Genomic DNA, 10,198 nt, shown 5'->3' with positions numbered 1-10,198 from the left:
CACTGCAGGCACTGCTGGTATGCGCTTCTCAGCGCTCCCTTGCTGGTGCCTTCTCAAAGATTGACTGCGGTTTCCGCAATCCTTCTCTTCTTCTTGGGCTTGCTATTTGGTTTTCAAAGACCGAGCCGCTTGTTTCATCCGCGACTTTTTGCTACTTTGTTTCCGTCTGCTGCTCGCCGCTTCCTGCCGGCGGGTCGCATCTTTTATTCAGGTCCACGTCAGCTGTCAACTTCGCTTTGCGTCCCTTTCGGCGTCCTCCGAAGTCTTCAGCGCCGCCCAGTGGCTTCCGCTGTTTTCTTCGCGAGGGGCGCGGCTTCTATCTCTCCGCCGCATCCCGTGTCAACCGCTGCTTCGTTGACTCCCTCGCCGCCTCCGCCCTGCTGCTTCCGGGCTTCTTCGTCGGGGTCGCGGCTTCTACCACCGCCGCATCTTCTGTCAACTCGCTTCGCTGACCGCCGTATTTCCAATGTCGTTCTGAATCCACACGCCGAAGTGCTTCGCGCCAGTGCGCGGGCTTCGTCATGAGGGGCGCGGCTTCTACCACCGCCGCATCCAGAGTCAAACCGTTTCCGAGCCCCACCCCACCGTCAGCCCCAGCTCCAGTGCCGTCTCGCACGAGACGACCTCCAACCCCACCACCGCGACGCCCACCGGACCACTTCCTGCTGGCTGACCATCTATGGAGCGCTCCGGAGAATGTCAACTCGTGGTCACGAGCCGCTCCGGACACTCGAAATCCCACGAAGGCCCCATCCAGGGAATCCTTCAGGGACCCACGGTCCTATTCTGCGTGGTTCAGAGAACCCCAGCGCCATGCGCGCTGATTCGAGACTGTTGCTGACGGAATCCACGGCTGCCTGCTCGTCGCGGAGGGCTTTTGGCCGCCCGCGCCTCGCCGTGAGGTGGGCGGCTTATCCACCAAGCGAAGGGACGGCGCAAGAAGTTTGCTGATTGTCACTTCAGCACCCTTCCCTGCCCCCTGCGCTCAGCTCCCTACGCCCAGCTTCAACCTCGAGACGTCCACCCGGCCACGACGACACCCCTCGGCCACCACCACCGCGCGCAGCTCGCTGTACGCGCGCTCGAAGTCATCGTTCACGACGATGTAGTCGTAGGAGGCGATTCCCCGCTCCATCTCCGAGCGAGCCGCCAGCATCCGGCGGCGAATCGTCTCATCGGAGTCCGTCTGCCTGTCCCGCAGCCGGCGCTCCAGCTCATCCATGGAGGGCGGGAGCACGAAGATGGTGACCGCGTCGGGGTGCTTGCGCTTGATGGCCTGCCCGCCCTGGACGTCGATGTCGAAGATGGCCACGCCCCGACGGGCGCGCGCGACATCCACCGTCGACTGGGGGCTGCCGTAGAAGTGGTTGTGGACCTCCGCCCACTCCACGAACTCGCCCCGTTCGATCTTCTCCTGGAAGGTGGCCACGTCCACGAAGTGGTAGTCCACCCCTTCCTGCTCCTTGCCTCGAGGGCGGCGCGTCGTGACGCTGATGGAGAAGTTCGCCTGCGGCGTCTCCTTGAGGAGCCGATGGGCAAGGGTGGTCTTCCCGGCCCCAGAGGGCGCGGAGAGGACGAGCAGTAGACCGGGCTGAAGGATGGTGGGTTCGCTCATTCGACGTTCTGCACCTGTTCGCGGATGCGCTCGACCTCGGCCTTCATCGAGACCACGCGCGCGGAGATCTCCGTGTGCTGGCTCTTGGAACCGGTCGTGTTCACCTCGCGGTGCATCTCCTGCACAAGAAAATCCATGCGACGGCCAGCGGGCTCGGTGCTCGCCATGAGGGCGCGGAACTGCTCGAGGTGACTCGCCAGGCGCGTGACTTCCTCGGCGATGTCCGTGCGCTCGGCGAAGAGCGCCACTTCCTGCGCCAACCTCTGCGGGTCCACCGCGACGCCCCGCGCGAGTTCCGCCACGCGCTCCGTGAGTCGCTGCTGGTAGTCGTGCACCGCGCGGGGAGCGAGGTGGGCCACTTCGCGGCTCCAGCCCTCAATCAACTTCAGTCGCGCATCCAGGTCGACGTAGATCGCCTCGCCCTCGACGAGCCTCATCTTCTCCAGGGCTCCGAGCGCCTGCTCCAGCGCCTCCGTCACCGCGGGCGTCGCCGACTCCAAATTCACGCCCTTCTCCTCCAGGCGCACGACGCCCTGCTGGTTGGCCACCTGGGACCAGGCCACGTCCGCCGGGAGACCCAGCTCCTTGGCCAGCTCCCGGAAGGTGCGCAGGTACTCGCGCGCCAGGTTCAGGTCCACCGTGGGCACTGTTCCCGTCGTCGTGGAGGACTGCCGCTTCACCAGCAGCTCCACCGAGCCACGTGCCAGCCGGTCCTTCACCTGCTTCGTGACGCTCGGCTCCAGCGAGGTGAGCTCTCGAGGCAGCCTCGCCTTCACCTCGCAGAACTTGTGATTGAGGGAGCGCAACTCCACGGAGACTTCTTCGTCCCCCACGCGCGCACGGCCCGCGCCAAACCCGGTCATGCTCTTCAGCATTGGGCGGTTGCTAGGGGCTTTCCGTCCGCAGGTCAAGCAGCGTGCTTGCACGCCTTTCAGTTCTGTGTAGGGTCCGCGCCGCGATGGCCTGGCACAAGCGGCTCGAGTTGTGGGCGAAGCTGGCGCTGGCGCTCGTGGCGTCCGTGTTGTTCTGGCGCCCCGGCCGCCGGCTCCGTCCCGGAAGTTCCCTCCCCGTCCCCCGGAAGGTGCTGCTCGTGCGGCCCGACAACCGCGTGGGCGAGGCGCTCCTCACCACCCCCCTCATGCGCACCCTCAAGGCCCATGTGCACCCGGCCCCCGAGGTGCACGTGCTGGTTCATGCCAAGGTGGCCCGCGTCCTGGCGGGGCACCCCGACGCGGACCAGGTCATCGCGTTCGACCGCCGGCGACTCTGGATGGGCCCCCTGGCCCCGGGCATCCGAGCCCTGCGCCGCGCGGGCTATGACCTGGTGGTCGACTGCGCCAACTGGGAAGCCCCTTCCGTGACGAGCGCCCTGGTGGCACGCCTCGCCGGCCCGCGCGCCGTGGTCATCGGGCCGAGCGTCTGGCCCGTGACTCGCCTCCACTCCCTGTCCGTCCCAGCCCGCGACGACAGCAGAAGCGAGGCGCTTCAGCGAACCCACCTGCTGACCCCTGTCACGGGCGGCACCCTGTCGCGGGGACTCTCCTTCCGCGAACCCACCATCAGCGCCCCGTTCCGTGCGTTCCTGGAGACGGACGCCACCACGCCCCGCGCTGTCATCAACCCGGGTGGCCGCCTGGGCCCTCGGCGCATTCCTCCCGAGGCCTTCGCCGCCGCGGCTCGCGCGCTCCTCGAAATCGGCCGCGTTCCCATCGTCACGTGGGGACCTGGCGAAGAGGAGCTTGCCCGCGCCGTGGTGGCCGCCGCGCCCGGCTCGCGGCTCGCACCCGCCACGAACCTGGATGAGCTCGCCGCGCTCATGCGCGCCGCCGGGCTCACCGTCTGCAACAACACCGGGCCCATGCACCTCTCGGTGTCCGTGGGCGCTCCGACGCTGGCGTACTTCCTCCGCATGGACATGGAGCGGTGGGGCCATGCGTATGCCCCGCACCGGATGGTCGACCTCACCAGCCTCGTCGATGGCTCGGGAGGCCAGGGGCTCGAGGCTCGTGCGGCCGAAGAGGCCCGCGCCTTCGCGGCACAGCTCACTCGTCAGGCGCGTCCCACCTAGACATCCGCTCCTGGAGGAGGTGGGGCACTCCCTCTTCCACGGGCCACTCGCACCGACACCGGGGACAGCGGGCCTTCACCTGCTCTTCGTACGAGAGCACCGTGAGAGGCCCCTTGCACTGGGGACAGCCCAGCACCGCCATCAACCCCTCATCCAGCGCGGGCATGTCCTACTTCGCGCTCTCACGGCCGAGCCGGCGCGCCAGCTCCGTGGTGCTGTGGTCCTTCGGGTCTCCCGACACCGCCGTACGCCCACCATAGGCACGCACTTCGTCGCCCTCGGGGATGCTGTCCGGCGTGTAGTCCGTCCCCTTCACATGCACATCCGGCTTCAGCGCTCGGATGATGACGCGCACGTTCGGCTCGTCGAAGACGATGACGCGGTCCGTACAGGCGAGCGCGGCGACCAGCTCCGCACGCTCGCCCTCGGGAATGTGTGGCCGTCCAGGCCCCTTGTACGCCCGCGTCGAGGCGTCCGAGTTCACCGCCACCACCAGCACATCCGCCAACTCGCGGGCGCCTTCCAGATAGCGCACGTGGCCCACATGCAAGAGGTCGAACACGCCGTTGGCGAGCGCCACGGTGCGGCCCTCGGCCTTCCAGCGCGCCCTCGCCTCCACCACCTGCTCGAGCGACTGAATCTTCTCCAAGGTGCTCATCGCGTGCTCCGCAGCTCCGCCAGCAGTTCGTCCCGGGACACCGTCGCGGTGCCCGACTTCTGCACCACCATGGAACCGGCCACGTTCGCCAGTCGCGCCGCTTCCCCGAACGAGGCTCCGGCCGCCAGTGCCAGCGAGAATGTCGCAATCACCGTGTCGCCCGCCCCCGTCACGTCCACCGCCGCCTTCGCGCCATGTACCGGGATGAGGTCCACCCCACCGTCAGCGTCGAAGAGCGCCATGCCGTGCCGCCCCCGAGTCACCAGCAGCGCACGACACCCCAGCCTGCGCACCGCCTCATGCCCCGCCGCCAGCAAGTCCTCCTGCGAGCGCACGGGACGCCCCGCCAACGCCTCCAGCTCCGGCTCGTTGGGCTTGCACACCGTCAGCCCCGAGAACGACGACAGCGCATAGCGACTGTCCACGCACACCGGCAACCCATCCGCCGCCAGCTTCCGCAGCACGGCGCGCACCTCGTCGCTCAGCACTCCCGCGCCGTAGTCCGAAACGACCACCGCGTCCGCGTCCTTCGCGGCCTCCGCCACGTGCTTCGCCAGGGCCTTGCGCACGCTCGGAGGAAGCGAGGAGCGCTGGCCACGGTCCAGGCGCAGCATCTGCTGGCGCGTCGTGCTCACGCCGCCCGCGAGGATGCGGGTCTTCGTCTCCGTCGCCAGACCGCGTCCACCCACCGCGTGCAGGCGCACCCCTGACTCGGAGAACAGGCGACGCAGCTCGCGACCCATCTCATCCGCGCCCAGCATTCCGACGGCCGTCACCTGCCCCGTCAACGCACGGACATTGGCCGCCACGTTCGCTCCGCCGCCCAGCTTCACCTCGGCGGACTCGTAGCGGACGATGAGCACCGGGGCCTCGCGGCTCACCCGGTCCGTCTGCCCGTAGATGTAATGGTCTGCGACCAGGTCCCCCACCAGCAACACCCTGCGGCGCGCGAACGCGTGCGGCAGGCGAGAGGGCGGAGGCGACGAGCGAACGGGCGAGACTGCGGCCATGGCGGCGGTTTGTCCCACAGCCCTCCTCGTCTCACAAGTCGGCAGACGCACCCGACAGGCCAAGCGCTCGACGCAGATGGGACTCGCCCTCCAGCACGTCCACCCCCAGCCGCACCTTCCAGGCCAAGAACCCCACGGGCAGACGCACCGCGTCCTTCTCCGTCGTCACGACCTTCACCGCTCCCAGCTTCGCGGCTCGAGCTTCCACGTCGCGAAGCTCGTCCACGGTGAAGCGGTGGTGGTCCGGAAAAAGTGCCGCATCCAGGACCTCCACGCCGAGAGACCTCAGGGTCTTCAGGAAGCCCCCCGGCCGACCGAGCCCCGCCAGCGCCAGCACCCCCTGGCCACTCAGTGCCTCTGTCGGATGGAGCCCTCCAGAAGGGTCCACCCAGGCCGAAGGTCCATAGCGTGCGCGGACGCGGGGGAGTCCTTCTCCCTCCGCAGGCAACCCCAGGGCCCGTGCGTCGAACGGTGCTCGGGGTGCCTCGCCTGCACGCGAGACAATGGGGGACGCCGTGGCACATGGGGGCGTCGACGTGCGGACCCAGAGCAACGTGGCGCGCCGGAGAGAAGAAGCCGGCTCTCGCAGCGGCCCCCTTGGCAACATGTGGCCATTGCCGAGTCCCACGGCTTCGTCCACCACGACGAGGTTCTCGTCCCGGGCGAGCCGCCGGTGTTGGAAGCCGTCGTCGAGCAGCACCGTGTCCAGGCCGTAGTCGTCTCTCGCGCGCCAAGCGCTGGAGACACGGTCCGCGTTCACGAAGATCCTCACACTCGGGCAGCGGCTCGCGAGCAGCAACGGCTCGTCCCCCGCGTCCTCCACCGGAGGCAATGACTCCGCCCCCGTGAAGGTACAGGGCTCTTGTGAGCGACGCCCATAACCTCGCGTGAGGATGCCCACCTTGCGGCCCTCGCGCACCAGCAACTCCGCGAGGTGAAGCACCGCGGGCGTCTTCCCCGTTCCTCCCACGTTGAGGTTGCCCACGGAGATGACGCGGAGGCCCTCCACTCGCTCGGCGCGAAGCATGCCCAGGTCATAGAGCGCGCCTCGCAGGCGCACCGCCGCGGCATAGGTCCATGACAACGCCGTGAGGGGAGACAGCAAGGCCCGCCGTCCCCAGGGCTCGGGCGACGGCGGATAGAACACCCGCTCGATGGCGGTGGGTGACTCGGGAGCCTGAGCGCTCAAGACCTGGAGGCTCCGCACAAGGCGTGTCCCGACACGAGTCGCCGGGCATCATCAAGGGTCAGCATGCGCCCGCTACGCTATCAGCCCGCGCCATCACGTACGACCCGACACGTCAGCGCGGGCTCACCGAGCGCGCGTGCTCGCCACCTGCGCATACAACGCAAGGACATCGGCGGCGATGCTCGCATTCGTCGGATGAGCCACGGGGGCCCGTTGCCCCGACAGTGACGCGGCCACCACCGCCTCGGGCGTCGGCTCGACGACACGTGCATCCGCCAGCTCAGGCAGCGCGCCCTCCTCCACCGCCACGACTCGCACACCACACGCCCGGGCTTGAGCCGCCGCCCTCGCACTCCAGTCGTTCCCGAGCCCCAGGAGCCAGACCTCGTCCAAGGCCCTCAACCACCGCGCGAAGTCTTCTCCTTGCTGGTAGCCCGTGAACACCACCGCATCCGTCAGCCCCAGCGACGCCACCTGACTCCGCGTCGCCTCCAGCAACGCGCCATCCCCCACCAGGACGAACCGCGCATCCGGCCGCTGCTCGCGGTAGAGCGCGAAGGCCTCCACCCCCACGGCGTGCCGTCGCGACGGCTGGAACGTGGAGACCATCCCCACCAGGGGCGCGCCCTTCAGTCCCAACTCGCGCCTCGACGCCTCGCGGTCCGACTCAGGGCGAAAGTGCGGGTCCACCAACGCGGGAAGCACCCGAGCCGTCCTTCCTCGCTCCAACAAGCGAGGCAAGAGCGAACTCGCCGGCACCGTGTACGCATCCGCCGCGGGCAACGAGGAGCGGATGGAGCGCGGCGCATGAAGCGAACGGACCAACACCGCCCCCTGGGGCCGTCCCCACCTCGCCAGGAAGTGGTCATGGCTGAAGTGCGAGTGCACCACGTCCACTCGCCGCGCACGCAGCCGGCGCAAATCACTCCACACCCGCCAGGGCGGAGACTTCACCGACAACTCGAGCCCCTCGTCATCCAGCAGGCCCAGCGCTCGCAGCCGAGGCACCGCGGGCTCCTCCGCCGGCATCTCCTTGCGCCGACGGTCCACCGCCACCGTCACCTCGTGCCCGGCCTCCCGCTGCGCCAGCGCGAGCAACGCGACGTTCTCCGCCGGACCACTGAAGAAGGGACTCGCCAACAGGTGGAGGATTCTCATCCGACTACCGCCCGACCAACGTGCGATACAGCGCTTCCAGCGCGTGCGCCTCGTGCTCCACGCCGCACCGACGACGTGCCTCCTCGGCCGCGTTGCGCCCCACTTCGCGCGCCCGCTCCGGCTCTCGCATGAGCATGTCCAGCAGCTCGCGCAACGCCTTCACGTCCCCTGGCTCGAAGAAGAAGCCCGTCCGGCCATGCTCGATGAGCGTGTCCAGATACGGCAACTTCGACGCCACCACGCAACAACCGGACGCCATCGCCTCCACGTGCACCAGCGAGTACCCCTCCGCATAGGACGGGTGCACCAGCACGGTCAGCCCTCGATACCAGGGCTCGATGACCGACTGCTCTCCGGCCAACGACACGCGGGGCTCGATGCCCGCCCTCAAGCCGTTCACCCAGTCCAGGTCCGCGCCCTTCGCCAACCCCACCAGCACCGCCTGCCACTCGGGGTGCTCGGGCAGCAACGGGCGCACCGCATCGAGGAAGTCGCCCTGCCCCTTCTCCTTGCGGATGCGGCCAATGACGCCCACCCCGAACCGTCCGCCCTGCCCCAGCTTCTCCCACGCCGCCGCCCGGTCCTCCGGTGGATGGAAGCGCGTCAGGTCGATGCCATGCGAAATGACGGTCGACGGGAGCGCGATGACCTCCGCCACCTGCCGCGTCAACGACACCAGCGCATCCGCGCCTCGCGCGATGAAGCGCGTGAAGCCGCTGGGCGCCACCGACGTGTGCCGAGTGAAGACCAGCCGCACCTGCCGACCCACCAGCTTCAGCAACATCCCCGCGAGCAGCTCGTTGTTCCGGTGGGCATGCCACACCACCGGCTCGGAGCGCGCCCGACGCAACAGCTCCGGCCAGGTGATTCGCGGCAGCCCGTCGCTCAGCCCAGAGCCGATGACTCGCGTCTCCGAGCCCGTGTCCTTCACCAACGCGGGGACCACCGACTCGACGTGGCGCGTGACGCCCGTGTACCGATTGTGGAAATGCGGGTGGACGATGAGCGTCATCGCGGCCCGGCCCTCCCATGGGGAAAGAGCGTCGTCATCGCCTCGGCGTTGCGCTCACTCGCGCCGGAAATCCGCCCCACCGTCTCCAAGGCCCGCGCACCCAGCTCCGCGACTCGACCCGGCTCTTCCAGCAACTCCGCGAGCCTCGCGTACAGCGCCTCCGCGTCCGCCACCAGGATGCCTCCCTGCCCCGCGAGCACCGCCACGCTGTCCTTGAAGTTGTCCATGTGCGGACCGAACAACACCGGCTTCCCCTGCCCCGCCGGCTCCAGGATGTTCTGCCCGCCCCGCTTCGTGAACGAGCCGCCCACGAAGACCACCGTCGCCAGCCGGTACGCCCGCGACAGCTCGCCAATGGTGTCCAGCACCACCACCTGCGCTCGCTCGGGATTCCCCTGGGAGCGAAGGCCGACACCCAGTCCCGCCTCCCGCGCCAGAGCCACGACGCGCCCAGCCCGGTCCACGTACCTGGGCGCAATCACCAGCCGCAGGTCCGGCCACCGCGCGAGCAGCCGCCGATAGACGCCAAGCAGCACGTCCTCCTCGCCCTCGTGCGTGCTGCCGGCAATCCACACCCGCGCGTCCACCGGAAGCCCGAGCGCCTCGCGCAACACGCCGTCTTCCGCCGCCGGCCCCGAAGCCAGTGAGTCGAACTTCGTGTTCCCCGTCACCCGCACCCAGTCCGGCCGCGCGCCGAGACTCCGCGCCCGCTGCGCCTCATCCTCCTGACGCATCAACATCAGGTCGAAGTCCTTCAGCGGATTGCCGATGAGCCGGAACAACCAGCGGTAGCGCTCCACGTTCGCCGGAGAAAAACGGCCGTTGGTCATCACCACGCGCGCCCCACCGCGCTTCGCCGCGCGAATGAGGTTCGGCCACACCTCCGTGTACTCCAGCACCAACACGTCTGGCCGGAGCGCCTTCACCGCCCGGCGCGTCGCGCCCCACAAGTCATAGGGCGCGTACACCACCCCATCGATGTCCTTGGCGAGCCGGCCCGTCGCCATCGCATGGCCACTGTCCGTCATCGTCGACAGGATGAGCTGGCAGCCCGGGAAGCGAGCCCGCAAGGGACCAAACATGGGGGACAGCGCGAGCAGGTCTCCCGCGCTCGCACCGTGCAACCACACCACGGGCCCGTCACCTCGCGGGGGCAGCGAGCCTCGCCCGTAGAACCCCAGCCGCTGCCACAGGCCATGACGCGTCTTCCGGTGCACGCAGAGCACCGGGAAGAGCAGCGGGAAGAGAAGATATGTAGCGAGGATGTACAGGAGTCGCATGGACGGCTCCCCGGCCCTCTATCAGATGCCAGGCCCCCGAGGCAGTACACGCACGGGGCTCGGGACAATCCACGGTCGCCACTCGGAGCCAAAGAAGCGCCCAGGCCCCTTCACCCACACCTCCACCCGCACCACGCCCGGCCCCGTCAGCTCCACCGAGGTCCCGTCCGTCCCCAGGCGGCCTTCTCCCCACACCTCGACCCGGACC

At 68.8% G+C, this 10,198-nt stretch carries 11 protein-coding genes and 1 pseudogene; 2 read left to right on the top strand and 10 right to left on the bottom strand.

What is annotated here, in order from left to right; all coding sequences use genetic code 11:
* A partial coding sequence (locus HR086_RS48040) for a hypothetical protein (RefSeq protein ID WP_217442136.1) occupies positions 1-452 on the top strand: 452 nt, incomplete at its 5' end.
* A 533-nt stretch (positions 453-985) separates the two neighbouring features.
* Here HR086_RS48040 and gmk read toward each other — a convergent pair.
* Both gmk and HR086_RS40020 read right to left on the bottom strand, forming a co-directional pair.
* Positions 986-1,615 carry a guanylate kinase gene (gene gmk / locus HR086_RS40025; RefSeq protein WP_141648437.1) on the bottom strand — a complete coding sequence of 210 codons (630 nt, stop codon included), beginning with the start codon at positions 1,613-1,615 and terminating at the stop codon, positions 986-988.
* Complete coding sequence (locus tag HR086_RS40020) at positions 1,612-2,490, bottom strand: YicC/YloC family endoribonuclease (protein WP_174458850.1); 879 nt, start codon at positions 2,488-2,490, stop codon at positions 1,612-1,614. Before HR086_RS40020 ends, gmk begins: the two co-directional genes overlap by 4 nt.
* Before the next feature lie 83 nt (positions 2,491-2,573).
* On the opposite strand from HR086_RS40020, the gene HR086_RS40015 reads away from it, so the two are divergent.
* Positions 2,574-3,683 (top strand): glycosyltransferase family 9 protein, encoded by a 1,110-nt coding sequence (locus HR086_RS40015; protein ID WP_174468237.1) that lies wholly within the window; start codon positions 2,574-2,576, stop codon positions 3,681-3,683.
* Here HR086_RS40015 and HR086_RS40010 read toward each other — a convergent pair.
* The 8 genes and pseudogenes from HR086_RS40010 to HR086_RS39975 form a co-directional block, all read right to left on the bottom strand.
* Positions 3,658-3,849, bottom strand: a complete 192-nt coding sequence (locus HR086_RS40010; protein WP_141648434.1) for a Trm112 family protein — start codon at positions 3,847-3,849, stop codon at positions 3,658-3,660. The genes HR086_RS40015 and HR086_RS40010 overlap by 26 nt on opposite strands.
* A 3-nt stretch (positions 3,850-3,852) precedes the next feature.
* The gene (locus HR086_RS40005) at positions 3,853-4,341 is read right to left on the bottom strand and encodes an adenylyltransferase/cytidyltransferase family protein (protein WP_141648433.1); all 489 of its coding nucleotides are present in this window, start codon (positions 4,339-4,341) and stop codon (positions 3,853-3,855) included.
* A complete protein-coding gene (locus HR086_RS40000) occupies positions 4,338-5,351 on the bottom strand; it encodes a bifunctional heptose 7-phosphate kinase/heptose 1-phosphate adenyltransferase (protein ID WP_141648432.1) in 1,014 nt (337 codons plus the stop codon). The genes HR086_RS40005 and HR086_RS40000 overlap by 4 nt, the downstream gene beginning before the upstream one ends.
* 31 nt (positions 5,352-5,382) lie before the next feature.
* Positions 5,383-6,540: a tetraacyldisaccharide 4'-kinase gene (gene lpxK / locus HR086_RS39995; RefSeq protein ID WP_217442135.1), complete on the bottom strand. Its 1,158-nt coding sequence runs from the start codon at positions 6,538-6,540 to the stop codon at positions 5,383-5,385.
* A 123-nt stretch (positions 6,541-6,663) separates the two neighbouring features.
* On the bottom strand, positions 6,664-7,698 hold the full coding sequence (locus tag HR086_RS39990) for a glycosyltransferase (RefSeq protein WP_174468236.1): 1,035 nt from the start codon (positions 7,696-7,698) through the stop codon (positions 6,664-6,666).
* Positions 7,699-7,702: 4 nt separating this feature from the next.
* Positions 7,703-8,710 (bottom strand): glycosyltransferase family 4 protein, encoded by a 1,008-nt coding sequence (locus HR086_RS39985; RefSeq protein ID WP_174468235.1) that lies wholly within the window; start codon positions 8,708-8,710, stop codon positions 7,703-7,705.
* Positions 8,707-9,990, bottom strand: coding sequence for a 3-deoxy-D-manno-octulosonic acid transferase (locus tag HR086_RS39980; protein WP_174468234.1), 1,284 nt, complete (start codon positions 9,988-9,990; stop codon positions 8,707-8,709). The genes HR086_RS39985 and HR086_RS39980 overlap by 4 nt, the downstream gene beginning before the upstream one ends.
* A gap of 21 nt (positions 9,991-10,011) precedes the next feature.
* Positions 10,012-10,198, bottom strand: a pseudogene (locus tag HR086_RS39975) (PHP domain-containing protein); the annotation flags it as partial.

Origin of the sequence: Myxococcus sp. CA039A (assembly GCF_013336645.1) — a bacterium.
In the GTDB taxonomy this organism is placed as follows: Bacteria; Myxococcota; Myxococcia; order Myxococcales; family Myxococcaceae; genus Myxococcus; species Myxococcus llanfairpwllgwyngyllgogerychwyrndrobwllllantysiliogogogochensis.
The sequence above is the reverse complement of the archived record's forward strand: the minus strand, read 5'-3'. Positions and strand labels throughout refer to the sequence as shown.

Bases quoted from the DNA above. Each gene is read 5' to 3' on its own strand.
- gmk (WP_141648437.1), bottom strand. From the start codon at position 1,615: ATGAGCGAACCCACCATCCTTCAGCCCGGTCTACTGCTCGTCCTCTCC.
- HR086_RS40020 (WP_174458850.1), bottom strand. From the start codon at position 2,490: ATGCTGAAGAGCATGACCGGGTTTGGCGCGGGCCGTGCGCGCGTGGGG.
- HR086_RS40015 (WP_174468237.1), top strand. From the start codon at position 2,574: ATGGCCTGGCACAAGCGGCTCGAGTTGTGGGCGAAGCTGGCGCTGGCG.
- HR086_RS40010 (WP_141648434.1), bottom strand. From the start codon at position 3,849: ATGCCCGCGCTGGATGAGGGGTTGATGGCGGTGCTGGGCTGTCCCCAG.
- HR086_RS40005 (WP_141648433.1), bottom strand. From the start codon at position 4,341: ATGAGCACCTTGGAGAAGATTCAGTCGCTCGAGCAGGTGGTGGAGGCG.
- HR086_RS40000 (WP_141648432.1), bottom strand. From the start codon at position 5,351: ATGGCCGCAGTCTCGCCCGTTCGCTCGTCGCCTCCGCCCTCTCGCCTG.
- HR086_RS39990 (WP_174468236.1), bottom strand. From the start codon at position 7,698: ATGAGAATCCTCCACCTGTTGGCGAGTCCCTTCTTCAGTGGTCCGGCG.
- HR086_RS39985 (WP_174468235.1), bottom strand. From the start codon at position 8,710: ATGACGCTCATCGTCCACCCGCATTTCCACAATCGGTACACGGGCGTC.
- HR086_RS39980 (WP_174468234.1), bottom strand. From the start codon at position 9,990: ATGCGACTCCTGTACATCCTCGCTACATATCTTCTCTTCCCGCTGCTC.